Origin of the sequence: Lutibacter sp. (assembly GCF_033723435.1) — a bacterium.
GTDB lineage: Bacteria > Bacteroidota > Bacteroidia > Flavobacteriales > Flavobacteriaceae > Lutibacter.
Genome location: NZ_JAWVXC010000002.1, coordinates 208,894 through 232,058, shown reverse-complemented (window position 1 = coordinate 232,058; position 23,165 = coordinate 208,894). Strand labels below are relative to the sequence as shown.

At 29.4% G+C, this 23,165-nt stretch carries 16 protein-coding genes; 11 read left to right on the top strand and 5 right to left on the bottom strand.

Annotated features, from left to right (window positions below; genetic code table 11):
- Nucleotides 1-9: 9 nt before the first annotated feature.
- The 8 genes from R3342_RS03980 (at nt 10) to R3342_RS03945 (ending at nt 9,008) form a co-directional block, all read left to right on the top strand.
- Nucleotides 10-591 carry an AraC family transcriptional regulator gene (locus R3342_RS03980; protein WP_318938382.1) on the top strand — a complete coding sequence of 194 codons (582 nt, stop codon included), beginning with the start codon at nt 10-12 and terminating at the stop codon, nt 589-591.
- Between the two features lie 71 nt (nt 592-662).
- Nucleotides 663-3,161: a heavy metal translocating P-type ATPase gene (locus tag R3342_RS03975; protein ID WP_318938381.1), complete on the top strand. Its 2,499-nt coding sequence runs from the start codon at nt 663-665 to the stop codon at nt 3,159-3,161.
- Between the two features lie 179 nt (nt 3,162-3,340).
- Nucleotides 3,341-3,769, top strand: coding sequence for a hypothetical protein (locus R3342_RS03970; protein WP_318938380.1), 429 nt, complete (start codon nt 3,341-3,343; stop codon nt 3,767-3,769).
- 213 nt (nt 3,770-3,982) lie between these two features.
- Nucleotides 3,983-4,381 (top strand): cytochrome c, encoded by a 399-nt coding sequence (locus R3342_RS03965; protein ID WP_318938379.1) that lies wholly within the window; start codon nt 3,983-3,985, stop codon nt 4,379-4,381.
- A gap of 17 nt (nt 4,382-4,398) precedes the next feature.
- Nucleotides 4,399-5,508 carry a hypothetical protein gene (locus tag R3342_RS03960; protein ID WP_318938378.1) on the top strand — a complete coding sequence of 370 codons (1,110 nt, stop codon included), beginning with the start codon at nt 4,399-4,401 and terminating at the stop codon, nt 5,506-5,508.
- Between the two features lie 30 nt (nt 5,509-5,538).
- The gene (locus R3342_RS03955; protein ID WP_318938377.1) at nt 5,539-5,820 is read left to right on the top strand and encodes a hypothetical protein; all 282 of its coding nucleotides are present in this window, start codon (nt 5,539-5,541) and stop codon (nt 5,818-5,820) included.
- A 319-nt stretch (nt 5,821-6,139) separates the two neighbouring features.
- Complete coding sequence (locus tag R3342_RS03950) at nt 6,140-7,456, top strand: NAD(P)/FAD-dependent oxidoreductase (RefSeq protein WP_318938376.1); 1,317 nt, start codon at nt 6,140-6,142, stop codon at nt 7,454-7,456.
- Nucleotides 7,457-7,478: 22 nt separating this feature from the next.
- A complete protein-coding gene (locus R3342_RS03945; protein ID WP_318938375.1) occupies nt 7,479-9,008 on the top strand; it encodes an FMN-binding glutamate synthase family protein in 1,530 nt (509 codons plus the stop codon).
- Between the two features lie 42 nt (nt 9,009-9,050).
- Here the strand turns inward: R3342_RS03945 and R3342_RS03940 are convergent, their stop codons facing one another.
- A complete protein-coding gene (locus R3342_RS03940; protein WP_318938374.1) occupies nt 9,051-9,770 on the bottom strand; it encodes a hypothetical protein in 720 nt (239 codons plus the stop codon).
- Between the two features lie 256 nt (nt 9,771-10,026).
- On the opposite strand from R3342_RS03940, the gene R3342_RS03935 reads away from it, so the two are divergent.
- The 3 genes from R3342_RS03935 to R3342_RS03925 all read left to right on the top strand — a co-directional run bounded on the left by R3342_RS03935 (nt 10,027) and on the right by R3342_RS03925 (nt 14,411).
- Nucleotides 10,027-12,741: an AAA family ATPase gene (locus R3342_RS03935; protein WP_318938373.1), complete on the top strand. Its 2,715-nt coding sequence runs from the start codon at nt 10,027-10,029 to the stop codon at nt 12,739-12,741.
- Nucleotides 12,742-12,747: 6 nt separating this feature from the next.
- Nucleotides 12,748-13,269, top strand: a complete 522-nt coding sequence (locus R3342_RS03930) for a hypothetical protein (protein WP_318938372.1) — start codon at nt 12,748-12,750, stop codon at nt 13,267-13,269.
- A 503-nt stretch (nt 13,270-13,772) separates the two neighbouring features.
- On the top strand, nt 13,773-14,411 hold the full coding sequence (locus R3342_RS03925; protein ID WP_318938371.1) for a hypothetical protein: 639 nt from the start codon (nt 13,773-13,775) through the stop codon (nt 14,409-14,411).
- Between the two features lie 87 nt (nt 14,412-14,498).
- Here the strand turns inward: R3342_RS03925 and R3342_RS03920 are convergent, their stop codons facing one another.
- The 4 genes from R3342_RS03920 to R3342_RS03905 form a co-directional block, all read right to left on the bottom strand.
- Nucleotides 14,499-15,905, bottom strand: coding sequence for a SusD/RagB family nutrient-binding outer membrane lipoprotein (locus R3342_RS03920; RefSeq protein WP_318938370.1), 1,407 nt, complete (start codon nt 15,903-15,905; stop codon nt 14,499-14,501).
- Between the two features lie 11 nt (nt 15,906-15,916).
- Nucleotides 15,917-19,003, bottom strand: a complete 3,087-nt coding sequence (locus R3342_RS03915; RefSeq protein ID WP_318938369.1) for a SusC/RagA family TonB-linked outer membrane protein — start codon at nt 19,001-19,003, stop codon at nt 15,917-15,919.
- Between the two features lie 160 nt (nt 19,004-19,163).
- Entirely contained in the window at nt 19,164-21,959 is a 2,796-nt protein-coding gene (locus tag R3342_RS03910) for a bifunctional YncE family protein/alkaline phosphatase family protein (protein ID WP_318938368.1), read from the bottom strand.
- The gene (locus R3342_RS03905; RefSeq protein ID WP_318938367.1) at nt 21,956-23,059 is read right to left on the bottom strand and encodes an alkaline phosphatase family protein; all 1,104 of its coding nucleotides are present in this window, start codon (nt 23,057-23,059) and stop codon (nt 21,956-21,958) included. Before R3342_RS03905 ends, R3342_RS03910 begins: the two co-directional genes overlap by 4 nt.
- Nucleotides 23,060-23,165: the final 106 nt, after the last annotated feature.

Sequence of the window (23,165 nt, the reverse complement as noted above, 5' to 3'; positions counted from 1 at the left end):
TAAAACAATTTGGAAACTTCAAATCTTAAAGAAATTCATATTAAAGGTATGGTTTGCGATCGCTGTATTAGCGTAGTAAAAACTGAATTGGAAAATTTAGGAGCACAAATTATTGAACTTAAACTCGGCAAGGCAATTATAAAATATCCTAAGCACAAAATCACTTTACAAAGTATTGAAAATGCTTTAGTTAAGCATAATTTTGAATTAATTATTGATGAAGACACTAAAACTATAGAAGCTATAAAAACTATTTTAGTAGAAATAATTAGTAAACTTCCTATAGAAATGACTACTAATTTATCGGTTATATTAGCAAATAAATTAGAAAAAGATTACACTTATTTAAGTAAACTATTTTCGAATAAATTAGAAATTACTATTGAAAAATATTTTATTTTATTAAAAATTGAAAAAACAAAAGAATTAATTCAAGCAGGGCAATTAAATTTTACTCAAATATCCTATGATTTGGGTTACAGTAGCGTTAATTATTTATCAAACCAATTCAAACAAATAACTGGAATGAGTATGAGTACCTATAAAAAATTATCCATTTGGAATAGAAAATCTTTAGACAAAATAGTGTAGATTAAAATCTAAATATTACATCTTGTTTTTAAAGTGATTACTTAATTTTACTTTTTAAAATTGAAGTTGTAATGAAACATACTTATACCATAACTGGAATGTCTTGCAATGGCTGTAGAACCAATGCCGAAAATACCTTAAATAATATTCAAGGTGTAAAAAAAGCAACCGTTGATTTAAAAGAAGCAAAGGCTGAAGTTGAAATGGAAACACATCTTTCTGTAGAATTTTTGCAACAAGAATTCTTAAAAGCTGGATTACACTATACCATAACAGAATACAATCCTGAAATTAATAGCGAAAATGCAAAACCAAAAGTAAAGATAAAACCACTACAAGGAAATGAGGTTTTCTATTGTCCAATGCAATGTGAAGGCGATAAAACATATACTAAACCAGGTGATTGTCCAGTTTGTGGAATGGATTTAATTGAACAGCCTAAACTCGTTCAGGAAACACAATATACTTGTACTATGCATCCTGATGTTATTAAAAATTTACCAGGAGATTGCCCTATTTGTGGAATGGATTTAGTTGCAAAAAAGCCAAATGAAAGTGCCGAAAGTAAAACTTATAACGCACTGTGGGAAAAAATGAAGCTATCTGTTGTGTTTGCTATTCCTGTTTTTATTATTTCCATGTCCATGCATCTTCCTACTAATCCATTATTAAAATTAATGCCTCAAACTTATTGGGATTGGACGCAATTTATATTAACGCTTCCTATTGTATTTTATACATGTTGGATGTTTTTTGAACGTGCTTGGAAATCTATTATTACTTGGAATTTAAATATGTTTACTTTAGTTGGTATTGGTACCGGAGCAGCTTTTATCTTTAGTATTGCAGGGCTAATTTTTCCATCCATATTTCCTCAAGAATTCAAAGATCAATCTGGAAATGTAAGTTTATATTTCGAAGCAACTGCCGTTATTTTAACTCTAGTTTTATTAGGTCAATTATTGGAAGCTCGTGCACATAACCAAACTAGCAGTGCTATTAAAGAGCTATTAAAATTATCTCCATCTGAAGCTACTTTAGTTATTAATGGTAAAGACAAATTTGTTTCAATAAGTGAAATTAAAAAAGGTGATTTACTACGAGTAAAACCCGGTGAAAAAATTCCTGTAGATGGAAGTATTGTTGAAGGTGAGAGTAGCATAGATGAATCTATGATTACAGGAGAGCCTATTCCTGTTGATAAATCTACTAATGATAAAGTGAGTTCAGGAACCATAAATGGGACAAAGTCGTTTATTATGAAAGCTGAACGTGTAGGTTCCGAAACTTTATTAGCACAAATTATACAAATGGTAAGTGATGCTAGTAGATCAAGAGCTCCTATTCAAAATTTAGCAGATACTATTTCTAAGTATTTTGTTCCAATTGTAGTGTTAATTTCAATAATAACTTTTATTATTTGGGCAAAATTTGGTCCAGATCCATCTTTAATATATGCTTTTGTAAATGCAGTAGCCGTATTAATTATCGCTTGTCCATGTGCTTTAGGTTTAGCAACTCCTATGTCTGTAATGGTTGGTGTTGGTAAAGGAGCACAAAATGGCGTTTTAATTAAAAATGCTGAAGCACTTGAAACTATGAAAAAGGTAAACGTATTAATTACGGACAAAACTGGCACATTAACTGAAGGAAAACCTTCTGTAGAAAAAATAGAAACCTTTGATAATAATTCAGAGGATTTATTAAAATACATTGCATCATTAAATCAATCTAGTGAACATCCTTTAGCATTAGCTATTTTAAATTTCGCAAAAAAGAATAATGTTAAACTAGCTACTGTTACTAATTTTGAAGCTGTTGCTGGAAAGGGAATAAAAGGTGTTGTAGAGCAAAAAAAAGTATCTTTAGGAAATAAAAAATTAATGCAACAAATTAAGGTTGTAATTCCTGAAAAATTAGAAAAAGAAATTATTAGCGAACAAAAGTTAGGAAAAACAGTCTCTTATATATCTTTAGACAATGAAGCTGTTGGTTACATTAGTATTTCTGATGCTATAAAAGAAACTAGTAAAAAAGCAGTACAAACATTAATGGATAAAGGTGTTGAAGTTATGATGCTAACTGGTGATAATAAAAATACTGCAAAAGCAGTAGCTGACGAGTTGAATTTAAGTAGTTTTAAAGCAGAGTGTTTACCTGAAGACAAGCTAAATATAATTAAAAATCTACAATCTAAAGGGAAAATAGTTGCTATGGCTGGTGATGGTATTAATGATGCACCAGCACTAGCACAAGCAAATGTTGGTATTGCCATGGGCACAGGTACTGATGTAGCAATTGAAAGCTCTAAAATTACACTGGTTAAAGGTGATTTACAAGGTATTGTAAAAGCAAAAACTTTAAGTGAAGCAGTTATGAAAAATATCAAACAAAATTTGTTTTTCTCTTTTGCTTACAATTCTTTAGGAGTACCTATTGCTGCTGGAGTATTGTTTCCTGTTTTTGGAATTCTACTGTCTCCAATAATTGCGGCTTTAGCTATGAGTTTTAGTTCAGTTTCTGTAATTACAAATTCATTAAGATTAAGAAAAGTGTCTTTAAAAGAATAAATAAAATTGTAATATTTTTTTAACTTCAAAAACAATTATTACCTTTATAAAACTTATCTAATAAATAAACTATTGCTTCTAATATAACAAAAAGAGCTCTGTAAAAGGATTGACAGATGTCATAGGTCTATCTTAATTTATAAATTAATTTTGACTCATATTCTTTTAATACTACTATTTTGAAAAAATCTTTTTTAATAGAAATTAAGGCGGTTACTTTAACAATATTGTTATTGTTCTCCATATCCTTTTTTCAAATTGAAGAACATTTTCATTTAAGTAAATCAAACAATATTTCTCTTTTTGGAAAAAAAGCAAATAATAGTACTGCTTCGTTAAAATCGTTTTCTGAAAATTCAAAAAACACCTCTTTAGAAGAAGACAATCACAATTTAAATTTAATTCTTCCAAAATCATCAAATTTTGAACTTAATGATGATGATTTTAGTTTAGAATTTAATTTTTCTTTTAACTCTCCTTATTTAAATTTTTCACAACTAAGTATATTTAAAACACCTATTAAAAGTGCAACCAATTTTAAACATTGCGCTTCTTTAACAAAAAACTCAAAAAATATTTTGGTTTTAATTCAATGTTTTCGCATATGATTTAAACTACTTTGCCAACCTTCTAGGCAAATAATTATAACACCTTTTAAATTTATTCTTAGCAATTATTGTTGTTCGGTAAAATAAAAACCGAATACTTCTATTTTCTTACTCCTATTTGATAGAAAAATTAATGGAGGAGTATTATGAACTCAATTGTTAGAAGTAAATATAAAATCAAACAAAAACAATAATAACTCTTATTTCAAAAAAATGAAAAAAGTATTAATAATTATAATTATTAGTGGGTTAAGCACTTTTACTACAAAAGTTTTTGCTCAAAAAATGTGGGTTGCACCAAAAAGTGCAGATTCCATAGTAAACCCAACTAAAGATCTAGCCTCATCTGTTAAAGACGGAGCGGCTTTATTCAAAGCTCAATGTGAAATGTGCCATGGAGCAAAAGGAAATGGTAAAGGACCTGCAGGAATGTATTTAAATCCGCATCCAGCTAATTTTACTTCAGCTAAAATACAAAGCGAAACGGATGGCGATCTATTTTGGAAGTTAACCAATGGAAACTCTCCAATGGCTTCTTATAAAAATATTTTAACTAAAACCCAACGATGGGATTTAATTAATTACATCCGAACTTTTAAGAAAAAAAAATAACATAAACTTTAATGATAATGAAAAAACACATATTAAAATTAGGAATAGTTCTTAGCATGTTACTGTTCTTTGGAGCCAAAAGCTTGTTTGCTCAGAATACTGAAACCATTCAAAAACAAGTTGATAATCAAAAGAAAATTGCTGTGGTAGGTTATGCTACTGCAAATTATTTCTCAAAAGGAGGTAATGGAGGTTTTATATCTTCTACTTTTAACCCAATTTTTGTTTACAGACCAACGGATAGATTATCTTTTAATGCAGAATTAGAAGTTGAAGTTGCAGATGCCGAAGAATGGGATGGAGCTTTTGCATTAGAATTTGCTGAACTAGCGTATGAATTAAATAACAACATGACTTTTTATGCTGGTAAATTTTTATCTCCAATTGGAACTTACCAACAACGATACCACCCAGCTTGGATAAATAAATCAATTAATAATCCGATTGGTATTCAAAATGAAGTAAACGGAATAAAACGTTTACAAGGGGATAGTGAAATAGGAATGGGGTTAAAAGGTGGTTTTTACGCTGGTAACTCAAGGTTAAATTACAACGTGTATATTACCAACGGACCTAAATTAAATGATGATGGTTCTGTTAATTGGGACAATGTAGGAATGGATAATAATAATTCTCCAGCAGTAGGTGGTAGAATTGGTATTTTACCATTTGCTAATTCAACTTTTGAAGTTGGAATTTCAGGGTATAGAGGAAAAGCTGGAGACAAAACAGCTTATTCAAATGTAAATGTTACATTATTTGCTTTGGATTTAAATTACGTTAAGCAAACTGACTTTGGTAAATTTGATGTAAAAGGACAGTATAACAATCAAAAAGTGAGTGACGGAGTATATCCTGGCACAAAAGTAGCATTTCAACCTTTTAATAATACTACAAGCGCTTCCTATTTACAGTTAGCTTATAGATTTCCAAATTCAAAACTTGAACTAGTTAATAGAATTGCAAATTTTAATGTTCCTAATCAAGTTACTTGGGGAGCTGACCAAACTCGTTTTACTACAGGTTTAGATTACTGGATTAGTTGGAACACCGTATTCAAATTTGGTGTTGATTTTGCTAACAATGACGCAACTGGCATTGGTTTTACTTTTGCCATGGGATTATAATTAAAATATGTTAACTAAAAATTTAAAAAAATGAAAAATAGTTTAGGAATAATGGGTATTCTAATTATCGGAATACTTATTTCAATCAATCTTTCAAGCTGTACTACTAACAAAAAAGTAGCTTCATCAGAAGAACCTACTGGATCACAACTTTGGGCTGGTAATTGTTTAAGATGTCATAACATGCCACCTCCAAACGCATACAGTGATGCTGATTGGGATGCTATTACAAATCACATGCAAAAAGTTGCTGGATTTACCACAAAAGATATAAATAAAGTTGCCGCTTTTTTGAAATCTGCAAATCACTAATTTTATATTAATAACACTAAAAAACCGTTTAGAATTAAAACTCTAAACGGTTTTTTTATTTAATACTAAATTAAAGTAAGTGTTTTAAAATAGATACGACCAACCTAACCAAATTGCAATTATTATAAAATAAAAACATTGGCATTTCATAAGGATATAGAAAATATAATTCTGTTAGTAATTCATTATTTAACTTTACTTTAAACCTAAAAAATTTACATAGAGGTGAAAAGATTTTACCTTTGTAAAAGGTATACTTCCTAATTTGTTACTATTTTTTATATCTAACAAAAAAATAAGGCAAATAAATCCTAAAAAAATGAAAACATCCTACTTAACTACAAAATCAATTTGCATTCCTAAAAGTAATTTGCCAAAGGTGGTAGTTATTGGAGCCGGCTTTGCTGGAATCAATTTCATAAAGAAACTAAAAGAAAAACCTGTTCAAATTATTTTAATTGATCAACACAATTATCATCAATTTCAGCCTTTACTTTATCAAGTTGCTATTAGTGGTCTAGAGCCCGATTCTATAGTTTCCCCAATTAGAAAACTATTTAAATCCTGTAAAAACATGATTTATAGAATGGCAAAAGTTGATTTTATTGATACTGAAAACAATAAAATTCATACAAATATAGGTTCTGTTAATTATGATTACTTAGTTATAGCAACTGGAAGTAGTACTAATTTTTATGGCTCAAAAAATATTGAAAAATATAGTATTGGGTTAAAAAATATAAATGATGCTATAAATATTAGAAGCTGGATGCTACAAAATTTGGAAAAAGCAGTAAATGGTTGTAATATGGTAGAAAAAGATGCTTTAACAAAATTTGTTGTAGTTGGTGGTGGACCTGCTGGAGTTGAAATGGCTGGAGCATTAGCCGAGTTTAAAAAATATTTACTTAAAAATGATTATCCTGAAATAGAACGTAGTTCTATGAAAATATATTTAATTCAATTTGATAATAGAATATTACCTGCTATGTCTGAAAAGGCTTCAAACCATGCTCTAAAAGTCTTACAAAAATTAGGAATTGAAGTTTTATTAAACACTAAAGTAACGGATTACGATGGTAAAACGGTTAAAACATCAACTATAGATAAAGATTTAACTATAAATGCCAATTCCTTAATTTGGACTGCTGGAGTTAAAGGAAATAGTATAAAAGGAATTAATGAAAACGCTATTGTAGCTGGAAACCGAATTAAAGTAAATGAATTTAATCAAATAGATAACTTAAAAAATGTATTTGCAATTGGAGATGTAGCCTCTATGGTTTCTACTGAAAACCCTAAAGGACATCCAATGGTTGCTCAAGTTGCTATTCAGCAAGGACATACATTAGCAGAAAATATAGTTTCAAAAATAAAAACAAATCATTTTAAAAATCCTTTTAAATATAATGATAAAGGTTCTATGGCTACTATTGGGAAAAAAGATGCAGTTGCTGATTTAAATTCTACTTTTTTAGATGGAAAAATTGGCTGGATGCTATGGTCATTAATCCATTTAATTTCAATTACAGGGTTTAAAAATAAAATTACCGTTTCTTTTAACTGGATGCTTAAATATTTTTCTTATGAAAAAGCCAACCAATTAATTATTAGAAAATATAAAAGAGAAAATTAAAAAATTATAAATACTAACTAAAATGAAAACAAAACAAGCATTTATTACCTTGTCTATAATTACATTAATAATTATAGGATTTATTTCAACTACCTATAAACCAATTTTATGGAGCTTACTATTTTTTGGTCCACTTATTTTATTAGGCTTTTACGATATTTTACAGAAAAAACATGCCATAAAAAGAAATTTTCCAATTTTAGGTCATGGAAGATATATGCTCGAAAAAATTCGCCCTGAAATTATGCAATATTTTGTAGAAACAGATATTGAAGGAGCTCCTATTAATAGAATATTTAGAAATTTAGTGTATCAACGAGCAAAAAAAACAAATGATACGGTTCCGTTTGGAACTCAAATGGATGTTTATAGAGTTGGCTACGAATGGTTAGACCATTCTATGTACGCTTTTAATGATAATGAAAAAAATTCGCATCCTAGAGTAAAAGTTGGTGGTCCAGATTGTAAAAAGCCATATAATGCAAGTTTATTAAATATTTCAGCTATGAGTTTTGGTTCTTTAAGTCAAAATGCAGTTTTAGCTTTAAATAAAGGAGCTAAAGAAGGTGGTTTTGCTCATAATACAGGAGAAGGAGGAATAAGTCCTTATCATTTAGAACATGGAGGAGATTTAATTTGGCAAATAGGAACAGGCTATTTTGGATGTAGAACTCATGATGGAAAATTTTGTGTAGATACATTTACAAAAAAAGCAACACTGGAAAATGTGAAAATGATAGAAATTAAAATTTCTCAAGGTGCAAAACCAGGTCATGGAGGTATTTTACCTGCAATTAAAAATTCTGAAGAAATTGCAATTATTAGAGATGTCCCTCCTCATATTGATGTTAATTCACCGCCTTCGCATTCGGCATTTTCATCACCAACTGAATTAATGGATTTTATAAAACTATTACGAGAAAAATCTGGAGGAAAGCCCATTGGATTTAAATTGTGTGTAGGTAAAAAAGAAGAGTTTATAGATTTGTGCAAAGCCATGGTTTCTACTGGAATTAAACCTGATTTTATAACCGTTGACGGTGGAGAAGGTGGAACAGGTGCTGCACCAGTTGAGTTTTCAAATTCGTTAGGAATGCCTTTAAGAGATGGTTTGGCTTTTGTAACTGATACGCTTATGGGTTACGATTTAAAAAAGGATATAAAAATTATTGCTTCTGGAAAAATATTTAGTGCATTTCATATTGCTAGAATTATTGCTTTAGGAGCCGATATGGTAAATAGTGCCAGAGCAATGATGTTAGCTATTGGTTGTATACAAGCTAGACAATGTAACAATAACACTTGTCCAGTTGGAGTTGCAACTCAAAATAAATCGTTAATGAGTGGTTTAGATGTAGAAGATAAATCAAAAAGAGTTACCAATTTTCATCAGGAAACTTTACAAAGTTTTAGTGAGTTAATTGCTGCTGCAGGAGTTGCTAATCCGTCTAATTTAAAAAGGCATCATATTAATAGAAGAGTTAATATGAATACCGTTCTAAAATATGAAGATATTTTTCCGTATACAAAAACAGGGAGTTTGTTAAACTAATTGGAAAAAGCTAAATAGTAATTAAATTAACTATATTTTGAGTTAATCATTTTCAACGCTTAATAAGGAATGCGTTCTAAAAACTATGGAAAGGCCACAGTATTCAATAAAATTATTTTGAGTTGGTTCTGTCTCATAAACACCTTTTTCGCCTTCGCTTGGATTAAAGTAACGAAACGTATATTTATTAGACGCGGCCCACTGTAAAAAATCTCCATTTATAGATTTATTTAACGGATCTAAATGCTTTTTATGATGATTTACTTTAGTCCAATTTTCAGTATCGTTTACTTCTTCTGCATCTTGATACATAGGTCTTTCTATTCCAAAATATCTTCTAAGAACTAAAGAAAAAACTGGGTGGTTTATAGTATTCCACGGCTCAAATTTCACTTTTTTACCATCTTTTACCACTGTTTCAGGTATCCAGTAGACTTCTGCTAAAACTTTTAACTTGTTTTCATTTAATGAATTTGTACATTCTAAAACAGCTTTTTGACCATTTTTTATAGAGGTATATTTTTTTAAACTATCAGGCAGTAAAACAAGAGGTCTAAAAGCATGATCCATTTCCCCATTTTGATGAATATCATAATATGCAACAATGTCTTTCCATATTGCTTTATGCAATATCTGACAATTTGTAATAAATAAGAATTTTGTTTTAAACTTATGAAACAATTTAAAAAAAGTCCAAATACCCGCTATTACTACAGCCAAAATAGGAACCACTATTTCTGCTATAATTTTTAAAACTTCCATTTAAATAAAAAAATTAAAATTATTTAGATTTCAATATTAAAAGCAGTAGTAAAATTAATTTTCATAGTCTATCAAATATAGTGAATTATGATACTAAATTTTATAGATAAATGAATTTATATTCAATCTAAATTGGCAATAAAAACCATAATATCAAATGCTTAAATGATTTATATCAGGTATTAATAACTCTAAATAAAGTAATTTTAAAATTACGTCTTGCAACAATTTCTTATTAAAAAATAACTAAATACAAATGTGGTTTACAAAAAAAAAGGAAAATCCTTATAAATTTAAAAGTTTAAAAACGTATGCCTGGGATAAAACCATTAATAATACCCGAAAATATCGTAAAGTTTTTGATCGAAAAGAAATAAACTATTTAAGTGTAGCTCTTGAATTATACAATAAATTTTTTGATGAAAAAGATTGGAAAGCGACTATAACTTTTACCGCATATAGCTTAGAAAACGGTAAAAAAACAGTTCAACATTGTACAAATACTACTGAACAAACTATTTCAAAAGAAGAAAATATTGCTATTTGTGATTATGGTTGGGGGAATGATTCTCACGGCTCTTATTGGAAAAAAGGAGATTACATATGGGAAGTATTTATAAATGATGAATTTGTTGAATCTGCAAAATTTCATATTGAAGATGTTGGATTAGTAACTCCAAATGAAAACCCATATTTTACAGTAATTTCTGTAAAAACTTTTGAAACTAATGGCACCGATGAAGATAATAACAAAATTTATCTAAAACAGTTTTTATACAAACACACCCATTATATTATGACAGAATTTAACTTCATTAATCATGTTCCTGAAGAATGGTTATGCGAAGTTTTTTTTAATTATTATGATGATACCGGATTATTAATTGGTGTTACTGAAGATATTGGATACATAACTCCAAATATTGGCGAAGGAGAAGATTACAGCATTATTCGTGGCTGGGGAAGTAAAGATCCTACAATTTGGTTGAAAGATAATTATAGAATAGAAGTTGTTTTTATGGATACTGTTGTTGCAATTATTCCTTTTATTGTAGGCGATGAAATAAAAGCAAGAACAAATAGTAATGATACTTTAATTAACTCAAGACTAAAAAATTACTTTAATCCACCAACAACTATAGTTGATGAAAATTTAAAAGAAGAAGATAAAATTAGTGATGATGAAACTCCAATAGAAGAATCAAAAACAATTAATGAAGAAATTGAACCAACAGAACCTTTAGAAAAAATATTAGAAAAATTAGATAGTCTTATTGGATTAAAAGATATCAAAACCAAAATTAGAGAATATATTGACTATGTTGTTTACTTACAATTACGAGAAGAAAAAGGGATTAATGATGACGAAACCATAAATCTTCATAGTGTTTTTACTGGAAATCCAGGAACAGGAAAAACAACCGTTGTTAAATTACTCGGTAAAATTTATAAATCGTTAGGTCTATTATCAAAAGGTCATGTAATTAGTGTAGAAAGCAATGATTTAGTTTCTGGTTATGTTCGTCAGACAGGTGAAAGCACAAAAGAATTTATTGAAAAAGCAAGAGGTGGAATTTTATTTATTGATGAAGCCTATATGCTTTTTAAAGAAGGTGTTTCAAATGATTTTGGGCCAGAGGCAACTGCCGTTTTATTAACCGAAATGAGTGATGGACCTGGAGATATTGCAATTATGGTAGCCGGATATCCTGCTGAAATGGAAAGCTTTATCAACTCTAATCCTGGTTTAAAATCTCGCTTTAGAAATTATTATCATTTTAACGATTATACCCCATCTGAATTAGTACAAATTGCAAACTATGCAGCAAAACTAAAAAACCTAACCATTAGTGAGAAAGCTAGTAAAAAAATTGAAAAAATACTTACTAATGCATTTAGAAGTAGAGATAAATCATTTGGTAATGCCCGATTAGCACACTCAATAATTGAAGAAGCCAAAATTAATTTAGGCATTAGAGTCGTTAGAAATTATGAGCCTTCTTATGTAGATAAACATATACTTTCAGTGATAAAAGAAGAAGATGTAGAAGATATTACTCAAGGAAATAAAGTAGTCGATATTGAAATGAAAGTTGACACTAATTTATTAGAAGATACCCTTAAAGAGTTAAATAAATTAACAGGAATTTCTGCCATAAAAAAAGAAGTTGAAGAACTAGTTCGATTATCTAAATATTATAGAGAAATGAATAGAGATTTATTAAAAGCATTTTCTATGCACTCTGTTTTTTTAGGCAATCCTGGAACTGGTAAAACAACTGTAGCCCGAATTTTAGGTAAAATTTATAAAGCACTCGGATTACTAGAAAGAGGCCATTTAGTTGAAGCTGACGGAAGTGATTTAATTGCTGGTTTTGTTGGCCAATCTGCGCTAAAAACTAAAGAATTAATAAAAAGTGCTTTCGGTGGCATTTTATTTATAGATGAAGCATATGCTATTTCTGAAAATGTTGGAATAGGGAATAATAACGATTTTGGAAAAAAAGCAATAGCCGCTTTACTTAAAGAAATGGAAGACCACAGAGGTGAATTTGGTGTTATAGTTGCTGGCTATACCGAAAATATGCAACATTTTTTAGAAACAAATCCAGGTATGAAATCTCGCTTTGACAGAACATTTCATTTTGAGGATTTTACCAAAGACGATTTATGGAAAATACTGCTTAACATGTTTGCAGATAAAGAAGTAAAACCTGATGACGAATCTGAAGTTCATTTAAAAAAATACATTTCGCATTTAAATGCAACTAAAAATAAGTTTTTTGGAAACGCACGTTCAATACGTAAAATTGTTGAAAAAGCATTTAGAAACCATGAATTAAGAATGGCAGATTTACCAAAAAATAAACGTACCTCTAAAGTTATGTCAACCATTACATTAAGTGATGTTCAAGAATTTGATATACGTAAAATTAAAATAGAAAACAGAACTAAAATTGGATATAAATAACTATTTATGAGTAATTTAAATACAAAAAAAACGTACTTTTTCTTGTTATATACAGGAGCAATTTTATGTTGGTTAGTAATCTGGTATTTCCTTGATGCCTTTCCTTTAATGATTAAAGAATACAAAATTTTATGGCTTCCTTTCTTGGTAAGTCTAATTTATTTATTGAGTAATTTAATATTAAATAGTATTTTTTGGTATGTTGGCCCTGTACAAGAAGAAGAGGAACTTTTTAATCCAATAAACGCTCGCCTATCTAATGTTTTTACAGCAGCTACTGCTGTACTTGCAATTGCAGCTTTAATTTATACTATTAAAAATCAGCCAGCAACTAGAGAGTTTGTCAACTTTGCATCTTATACATTTATTTTTGGGCTTGTTTCTATGCTTATTCTGTGGATTCCTGGCAATAAAGCTATTTGGAAGTTCTATTTTAGGCATTTTCAAACTATACTGCTTATTTTCAGTATTACATTATGTATGGGTTCTATATTAATTCTTTTAGAAAATTTATCAGAAATAATTTAAGATTAACGAAGAAAATAAATTCGTATAAACTAAACCGTTTTTTACAAAACTAGAACTTAATGAGGTTACTAAATTCCGCTTTTTATGTCAAAAACCTATTTCAAGTTAAATATATAATATAAAAATGCCTTTTAAAAGAAGAAAAATAAATTTAATAATGGAATCTTAACATTAGGAATTATTTTCTATATTTGGTTTCCCAAATAAAAAAATTGCTAAAAATTAATTTATATCTTAATAAAACACCAAACTAAACTATTGAATATTTGATTGTCTTTTTAAAGGCTATACATAGCTATATAAAATTCAATTTGACTAATTAAGTATTTAATCATTGATAAGAATCAAAAATTGCACGCAAATTTTTTCTCCTTATTCATATATAACTTTCAAATGAAAATTTATATGCCAAAAAATTATAAAGAATAGTGGAGACCAGAACCCACTAAAAAAAACGGGGCGAATTTCGAAAAGCCTTATGAGTAGAAACAAATTAAAATTAAATGAAAAAAATTATTTTTATTTTAACTGTATTCATTACAACATTATCTTTTTCTCAAACTAAACTGTACTTAAACCCCAAAGCAGATGGTTATGTTGCAAACACTAAAACTATTGCAATTTTACCATTAAGAGTTCAAGTAAAATTAAGACCTAAACAATTAAAAGATTTTACCTCTGAACAGATTGTAGAAATGGAAAAAAATGAATCTTTAGACATACAAAATGCTATGTACACCTGGTTTTTAACAAGAAAGAAAAGAGGTACTTTACTAGTTGGAGTTCAAAACCCTGCAAGAACTAATGCTTTACTCAAAAAAAATGGTATTGACAAATTTAATCTTGATGCATATTTACCAAGTGAATTAGGAAAAATTTTAGGAGTAGAAACAGTTATAAACGGCTCTTATGAAACTTCAAAACCTATGTCAACAGGAGCTGCAATTGGTCTAGCTGTTTTAACAGGCGGAATGTTTGCTACAAATAGCGCTGTTATGAATATGAATTTTATGAGTACAGTAGATGATGAATTAGTTGTTAATTATAATAAAAAGGTAAAAGGAAGTCTTGGCTCTGATGCTCAAGATCTAATTAATGTTTTAATGCGTAAAGTATCAAGAAGGATACCTTATACTAAATAATCTAATTTTAACACGTATTTTCAAAAGAAACACTTTTTTAAACAAAAAAAGCCTATTTAAAAATAGGCTTTTTTAAAGTTTATTTATTTAAAAATTATCCCACCAAACTTTTGCGTTAATATTATCGCCTCCAATACTTTGAGCAGCTTGTTGATAATTAGTATTATTTACTGATTGCTCAATACTAGGATAAATTAATCTTCTTGGTACTAAACCATCATTTTGAGCTCCTGGTCCAGGTGTAATAAAACTAGGCTTACCTGTTCTTTTCCAGTCAAACCAAGCTTCTACTCCTGTATGGTATAATGCTAACCATTTTTGTTCATATAACACATCATTTGTATTATTATACGGTGCTGTAGTTGTTAAATAATCTGATGGCATATTTACACCCCATTGTTCAAAAGAAGCTTGAACTGCTTTATTATAAAAATTTTGAGCTGTACTTAAATTAATTATATTTCTCTCTCTTGCTTCGGCAAGTAAAAAATTTAATTCACTATATGTCATGAAAATAGCTGATATTTTCGAAGCACTCTCAAAATAGCTATCTGCTCTTCTAGCATAATTAGCTGGTTCTCCAATTTGATCTAAAGGTAATCCTGGTTGAAGTCCAATATAAGAATTAGAAGCCGCACTAGGATCAATCCATTCATTTAAACGAGGATCATTATTATCAACTAATAAATTTACCAAATGTGTTGTAGGTACTACGATGTGATATTCATATTCACGTCCATTACCATTTGATCTTGGTGAAATATCAGGAAAAACTCCAGAATATTTATAAATAGCATTATCATTATTCGATTCAAATAGCGGATACAAAGATGGATTCGACAAAATTTCTGATAACCTTTGTGAAACATCTTCTTTATTAGAAATTCTCATTAACAATCTTACATGTAAACTGTTACAAAACTTTTTCCATTTTAGCATGTCGCCTTGAAATAAAATATCACCATCAATACTACTATTTGTATCAAAAAGAGAGTTTGCTTGAGTTAAGTTATCTAAAATATTATTATAAATTGACTCTTGTGAATCGTATTTTGGCGCATAAATTCCATCTTCAGATTGATTAGCTTCGGTAAAAGGAACTGGTCCATAACTATCTGTTAAAATACTTGTCATATAAGATCCAAGCACTAAAGCAACTGCTTGATAATTTTGATTTCCGTCAGCAATAGCTTGTTTTTCTATGTCTTTTACATCATGTAAATTCTCGTATAAATCCCAAAAACGACTATCAGGACCCCAATTATAAATATCTGAGGCGTTATACTCATAATCGCCTCCATATTGTGAAATTATTTCTCCAAAATCAAAAGCCGCATAAACTGAATTATTTGCCAAATTAAAAATAACTGAAGGCAATAAAAACTTTGGTCCAGCATTAGTTGGTTGATTTTTGTTAGTGTTTATCTCATCAAATTGATTAGTACAAGCACTAATTGCAAATATTGTTAGTATGTATATTATAAATTTTTTCATTTTTAAAATTATTATAAGTTTACGTTTATTTTAAAACCATAATTTTTTGTAGAAGGCAATTGCATTACTTCAAACCCTGGTAAAAGCGTTCCTCCATTTAAAGCCTGTGATTCTGGATCTATGTTTGGTACTTTTGTCCAAAGCGCCAAATTATTTCCTACTAATGCGATGCTTAAATTTTGAACTTTAAGTGAGCTTGCAATTTTTTTGGAGAATGTATAGCCAATACTTAATTGTCGTAATTTAACATAAGAAGCGTCAAAACTATTTGCCTCAATGTTGTTCCTTCTATAAGCATTGCCATAATACCAGTTTTCAGCACTTATAACTGTAGTATTTGGACTATACGTTCCATCTGCATTTTTAACTACACCTGGTCCAACAATACCAGTTTCTCTACCTGGTAATGAAACTGCCAATAAACCACTTTCCATACCAATTGCATTGGTCATTGAATAAATTTTTCCTCCATGACGAACATCAAACTGAGCAAATAAATTAAATCCTTTATAACTAAAATTAGAGGATAAGCCAAGCATCCAATCTGGATTGTAATTACCAATTCTTTTAACATTAGTGTCTACAATTGGAGATCCTGAACTATCATATACAATTTGCCCATCTGGACTTCTTAAATAACCTAAACCATAAATGTCTCCCATTCTACCTCCTACTCTTGCTTCTATTGTTCCTCCATTTGGCCCTTTAGCAATAACGTAATTATCAATACCTGGTGTAAGTTCAATTACTTTACTGTTATTTTTTGAAAAGTTTGCATTTACTGACCACTCCATTTCTTTCTTTTTAACAGGGATAATTCCTAAACTCAACTCAACACCTTGATTTTGAATTTTTCCAGCATTAATATAATGGTATTCCATTCCTGAAGCCTCAGATATATTTAATCCAATAATTTGATTTTTTGAATTAGAAATAAAATATGTTGCTTCAAAAGACACTCTCTTTTTAAATAAAAAGGCTTCTAAACCTGCTTCATATGATGTAAGAATTTCTGGTTTCAAATTATTATTTAAAATTACTTTAGGGTTAGTTAAAGACCCTGGAAGAGTTCCATTATTATAGGTTTTCTCTAAACGATACGGATCAGTGTCATTACCAACCGATGCTGCATTTAATCTTAATTTTAAATAATCTACCTCATCTCCTAAATTAAATACAGATGTTGGTATAAAACTTAATGATACAGATGGATAGAAATAAGAATTATTTCCCTTAGGTAAAGTTGATGACCAGTCATTTCTTGCTGTTACATCTACAAATAAATAATTTTTGTATCCAATATTGGCAAAACTATATAAGCTATTTATTCGCTTTTTATAATCATTTCTTGACATTGATGGAGTAACATTAATGTTCTGTAAATTATATATTCCAGGAATACTTAATCCATCTCCTTCAATAAAACTTTTACTTGTAAACTGATCCATTCTGTTTCCTCCAACAGAAAATTTTGTAGTAAAATCACCAAAGGTTTTATCATAACTTAATAAAAAATCTGTGTTTATTTCGCTGAAATCAATATTCTGCTCTCTATACATTCCTTTTGGATATCGAGATGAACCAAGAGGTCTTCTAGACCATCTAAAATCTCCTGAATTATCAATTCCAATTCTAGTTAAAAGTGATAAGTTTTCATTAAAATTATAAACGGATGAAATATTACCTAACACTCTCTTTTTTCTAAAAGCATTTATATTTTCGTTGGCAATTTTAAAAATATTATCGCCCCAAGAGAACATACTGTTTTGTTCCACATCTTTAGTAATCCAGTAATCTCTCAACCAGTTTAAATCAACATTAGTATGGTTCCAAATTAAATTATACATAATTCCTTGGCTTCCATAACCTGTAACCAAAGCATTATCACTATTACTTAATATGTAATTAACAGATGAATTAATTTTCCATTTGCTATTAATTTCATAACTAGCTTTTAAACTAACATCATTTCTAATTAAATTTGTATTAGGTACAATTCCATTACTATTAGAATTTGTGTAGCTTAATCTATAGGTTGATTTATCCGTAGCTCCATTAACAGATAATGTGTTTTGTAAAGTTTTACCTGTTTGAAAAAAATCTTTTAAATTGTATCTAAATATTAACGGAAGTGGTTCTGCTTGACCTAAATAGTAACCAGGACTACCATTTTGAATTACAGTTGTTGTACCATCTAATCTAGGTCCTAAGTTGGTATCTGCTCCTGGACTATAAGTTAAATGAGAACCTGCACCATATTTATTTTGAACATCCCATAATTTTAATGGCGAGCTAAACATGGTTGACGACGAAAAAGAAACACCTAATCCTTTTTGCTTTTTACCTGATTTAGTAGTTATTAAAATTACACCATTAGCAGCTCTAGATCCATACAATGCTGAAGCAGCAGCTCCTTTTAAAACATTTACACTTTCAATGTCTTCTTGATTAATTTCGGCAGCTCCATTTCCATAATCCGTTGGTAAATCTGCTTGATTAGTAGGTCCTCCTCCTACTCCATATACAGAGTTATTTATTGGAATTCCGTCTACAACAAATAAAGGTCCATTATTATTAATATTTAAAGAACTCTCGCCTCTAATTACAATTCTAGATGAACTTGTAAGCCCATTTCCCGAACCTGTTACCTGAACACCTGCAATTTTACCCGATAAATTACTAACAAAATTTGTAGAATTTACCTTGTTTAAATCTTTAGAGTTAATCTCTTGTGTTGAGTAACCTAATGCTCTTTTATCTCTTGTAATTCCTAATGCCGTAACAACAACTTCTTTTAAACTTTGAGTAGCTTCTTCTAAAGTAATATTAATGTTACTTTGCGCTGCTACTAATACATCTTTAGGGTTATAACCCATATAAGAAAAATTTAGGGTTTGTCCTTTTTCTGCTTTGATTACATAATTACCATCAAAATCAGATTGTACGCCATTTGCAGTATTTTTTACTATAACAGAAACCCCTGGAAGTGGTTGCCCGTTTTGATCAGTTATTTTTCCAGTTACTTCAATTTCTTGTGCATTTAGAAAATGAAATAATAAAGAAAAAAATAGAATAAGTAAGTTTTTTTGTTTTTTCATTATTGATTAGTTTTCGTTTTTAATTCAACGCAAATAAACCAATAATTAAACCCTAGCTGGTTAACTCTTCTTTAATTAAATATTATAGTTTTTTATGGAATCACTGGACATATAGGTCATAATTCACAATTATTTAACTTTTCATTAATAAAAAAAATAACTAGTCTTTTTTCTTCTCTCTATTCTCTAATCTATATTTATCTTGCTCTTTACTATCTCTTAACATATCTTCAACATTATCAATTTTAGGAGATTCTTTAAGTGCTTTCCAATTGAACTTTTCATTCAATGGATTTAGTGCTTTTTGAGGGTCAAATATTTTATGATTAACTTCTAAAGCATTATAAGGCTCAAAATTTGGAACATCTGTAAAGAAATCTGATAAATCCGTTGCCCCAGCATCGTACTGATTCAAATAAGGTAAATCTAATATATTCCAGAAAGTTTTAAATAAGCTACCAAAACTATAATGCACATGGCTAACATAATTTCTTTTCACCCAAGGTGAAATGAGCATTAAAGCACTTCGATGTGCATCTATATGATCAACTCCATTTTGAGCATCATCTTCTGTAATTACAATTAAAGTATTTTTCCAATAAGGTGTTCTTGATAAAAATTCTACAATTCTTCCAACCGCTAAATCGTTATCTGCCATATAACTTTCTCTAAAAGGATAACCTGCATCAGGTCTTTCATCAGCACCATGATCATTAGGAAGGATAACGGTAATAATTTCTGGCAATGAATCTTTACCTTTTGTCCATTTAGAATTAAATTCTTTAATAAACTGATCTACTCTAAATTGATCAGGAATTGCCATATTAAATGTTGGGAACATTTTAGAGGTCCTTTTGTATAAAGGAGCCGGCATTGGATAATTTATAATCTGATTAATTCCGGAATATTTATATTCTGGTTTGTACAAAGCAGGCTCAAACATAATGCTAAAACCAAAATTATAAAAACTAGTATTATGTCTTTCTAAATGATCCCACATGGAACCAGCTTCATTATAATCTTCAGGATAAATTGCACCTGCTGATCCGTTCATAGCATAAATTCCGGGAGCTTTTGATTCTGGCTTAAAAGTTCTATTCCCTCCATAACTTGCTGAAGTTGATGTTTCGCACCACTCGTTTGGATACGTATTAACTAACCAGCGATGACCATCTGCAGAAACATCAGAATCCGTATAAAAATTATCTGACATTGCAAATTGCCTAGCTATGGCTAAATGGTTAGGCATAACAGTTGCATCAACTACTGAATCTGTTTTATTTCTATTTTTAAAAGTGGAATGTTCTCCATATCTAGCTATAGTAGCATCACCATTTCCTTTTTTAATTTGTCCAAAAATTTCATCATACGTTCTGTTTTCTTTTGAAATAAAAACTATATGTTTTATTGGGCTACTTTTTTCTCCTGGATAAAGAGGTATAGGATTATTTTTCCTTGTATCAAAAATTGGATTACTTGCTTTAGTAATTTTAAAATTATTAGAAATTACTTTTTTTGTCATTTTTTGAAGTTCATCATCCGTTGGAATGTTTAAAACCTCAACTGTTCCTTTCATTAAGGAACCAATGTAGCTTCCTTCTTTTCCTATTTTAAAATTTTCACCTCCATTTGGACCACTTCCAAACCCTTTTGCATTTGCAACAATTAGTTTTTTACCATCATTGCTCACTCGAAGTTTTGATGGGAACCATCCTGTAGGTATGTGTCCTAAAACCTTAAAATCTGAAAGGCGTATTACAGCTACAGCGTTTATTCCAGATTCTGCAACATATAATCTATTTTGATCAGGACTTAATGCCAACCCAAAAGGAATAATGCCTCTAAAATGTTTTAACCGCTCAAAAGGTTTAAGATTTATAGTATTTATAATTGTATCTTTTGAAGCTGAGATAACAGAAATATTATCATTTGTACCGTTACTAACAAATACATATTTATCTGTTGCAACAATAGAGTTTGGACTAGAACCACCAACTGCAGGAATATCTTCAACCATAGCTCCAACTAAATGACCTGTTTTAATTTTCGCAATTACTTTTGGCTTTTCAGGATTTGCAATATCTATTGTAAAAACAGAAAACGCATCAGCAACATTCATTTTTCCTAAACCTTTAACAACCATGGTATCATTTTTAATACCATTAATCATCTCTTTTGATCCATAAGCCGTAGCTGGATAATCAATTGGTTTTAATTCGGGTTTATCTTTCGAATTAGTTTTGATAAATGAATATTGAAACATACCAACATTAGCAACATATACTCTTTTTTCATCTGGAGATAAGCAAATACCAAACGGATATCTTCCTACTGGTATAGAAGATTTTAAAGATTTACTTTCGGTATCTATAACCGCAACCCTAAATCCTATTTGATCAACTGCATAAATTGTTTTTCCATCTTTGGTAAGTCTTAAATCACCGATATATCCATCAGAATAATTTTTGTCTTTAGAAACAAATGAGCAATCAATACTTCCTTTAAATTTGCCTGTATTTAAATCAAAAATATAAATTTTATTTTCCTGTCCGCCAGCTACATAAACTGTTTTATTATCTGGTGAAATTGCCAACCCCATAAAAACAGAAGCAAGTACTCCTTTGTCTGTAGTTGGACCTGGTGGTATTTGTTGAATTTCAGGATGTTCAGATAGTATTTTTCGAACAATAGTAATTGAAAGTGGATTTGTTCCTGAATTTGCGGTTACAACAGTTTGTCCATCTGGACTTAAAGTTAATCCATAAGGATGCGGTGCTGTTCTTATGCTTTTACCAGTTGGTGTAATAATTCTTCCATTTGGTAATATGGTTTTTCCTAAAGTGTCAATCTTGGTAAATTGACTATCTGAAGGTGCAGAAATTATCCAAACATCTTTTGATTTTTTGTTTGTATTACAACTAACCAGAAGTAATAAAAGTATGATTAGTTTTTTCATGATTTTTTGTTTGTTTTAAAGACATCTGTTATAATATAATTGTCTGTAATCCCTTTTCCAACAGCATTTGGTTGTTGCTTACCTGCATGTGATAAACCATACATACTTTCAATAGTTCTTAAAATATTAACATGAGTTATTCCTGCACGTTCTTCATATTCTCCTTGTTTTATATGTGCACCGGCAAAAACAGTAAATATTTTATTTTCAATATCTCTATATAAATCTTTAGCTACTCCTGTAGTTGTTATTGCATCTGGACTAACCATTGGATTTGTTAATCCTAAATAATTTGTAACATCTCTATTTTCATCAAAAGTTACTATTAATAAGCTATTATGCGTTTTGGCCCATTGATAATAAGAATCTATATTAGTTTTAAGCCAATTATCGCCCTTAGGAATACTTTCTTTTAAAGGACCATTATGCATATCATTCTGTTGATTAGGAACTATAATACTTACCGTTGGTAAATTTTTGAATTTTGAAGAATCTTTAGGAAAATCCTTAAATCTAAGATTAGAAGAAGTTTCATAGGTATTACCATTAGGTACATTTGAAAAACTTATCCATGGCACATGTTTTCTGGCATATACTTTTACAGAATCTTTACCAATTAATTCAAATTTTCCGTTAATGGTATCCCCTATTTTAGGTAAACCTTCTGAAAAACCTTTAAAAGATAATTTTTTATCTATAAGCTCTGAGCCTAAATTTGGTGTATTAAAAGGATAATTTGGAGTTTTATAATTAGGAATTTTATCAAAAAATCCAACATTTTGATTGCTTCCTGAAAAAAGCCAAAAGTAGTTACCTTCACTATAATGCTCCTCAGCATATATTTTTGTAAAACTAGCACCTTCCTTTTTTAATATATTATTAATATATGGCGCATTACTATTATTTACAATATCATCATACCCTTTATTTTCTTCAATAACAATTACAATATGGTCATAAACAGGTAATTTGTTTAAATCATTGCTTTTTGCTGAATGGTTTACTACTGGTAAATTAGAAGTTGTTAAATTTTTATTATCATTATTTTTACAAGAAAATAGAAATAATACAATACTGAGTGTTAAAAATAAGTTTTTCATGGAAAGATTTTATTCCACAAAAATACGGCTGTATTACAATGTAATTGTAAACTTAAGATTAAATTTACCAAAAATTAAAACACCAAATCGATTTGCTACAATCGAA

Excerpts from the sequence above, each read along its gene's own strand:
- R3342_RS03975 (WP_318938381.1), top strand. The coding sequence starts at position 663 with ATGAAACATACTTATACCATAACTGGAATGTCTTGCAATGGCTGTAGA.
- R3342_RS03965 (WP_318938379.1), top strand. The coding sequence starts at position 3,983 with ATGAAAAAAGTATTAATAATTATAATTATTAGTGGGTTAAGCACTTTT.
- R3342_RS03960 (WP_318938378.1), top strand. The coding sequence starts at position 4,399 with ATGAAAAAACACATATTAAAATTAGGAATAGTTCTTAGCATGTTACTG.
- R3342_RS03955 (WP_318938377.1), top strand. The coding sequence starts at position 5,539 with ATGAAAAATAGTTTAGGAATAATGGGTATTCTAATTATCGGAATACTT.
- R3342_RS03950 (WP_318938376.1), top strand. The coding sequence starts at position 6,140 with ATGAAAACATCCTACTTAACTACAAAATCAATTTGCATTCCTAAAAGT.
- R3342_RS03945 (WP_318938375.1), top strand. The coding sequence starts at position 7,479 with ATGAAAACAAAACAAGCATTTATTACCTTGTCTATAATTACATTAATA.
- R3342_RS03940 (WP_318938374.1), bottom strand. The coding sequence starts at position 9,770 with ATGGAAGTTTTAAAAATTATAGCAGAAATAGTGGTTCCTATTTTGGCT.
- R3342_RS03935 (WP_318938373.1), top strand. The coding sequence starts at position 10,027 with ATGTGGTTTACAAAAAAAAAGGAAAATCCTTATAAATTTAAAAGTTTA.
- R3342_RS03930 (WP_318938372.1), top strand. The coding sequence starts at position 12,748 with ATGAGTAATTTAAATACAAAAAAAACGTACTTTTTCTTGTTATATACA.
- R3342_RS03925 (WP_318938371.1), top strand. The coding sequence starts at position 13,773 with ATGAAAAAAATTATTTTTATTTTAACTGTATTCATTACAACATTATCT.
- R3342_RS03920 (WP_318938370.1), bottom strand. The coding sequence starts at position 15,905 with ATGAAAAAATTTATAATATACATACTAACAATATTTGCAATTAGTGCT.
- R3342_RS03915 (WP_318938369.1), bottom strand. The coding sequence starts at position 19,003 with ATGAAAAAACAAAAAAACTTACTTATTCTATTTTTTTCTTTATTATTT.
- R3342_RS03910 (WP_318938368.1), bottom strand. The coding sequence starts at position 21,959 with ATGAAAAAACTAATCATACTTTTATTACTTCTGGTTAGTTGTAATACA.
- R3342_RS03905 (WP_318938367.1), bottom strand. The coding sequence starts at position 23,059 with ATGAAAAACTTATTTTTAACACTCAGTATTGTATTATTTCTATTTTCT.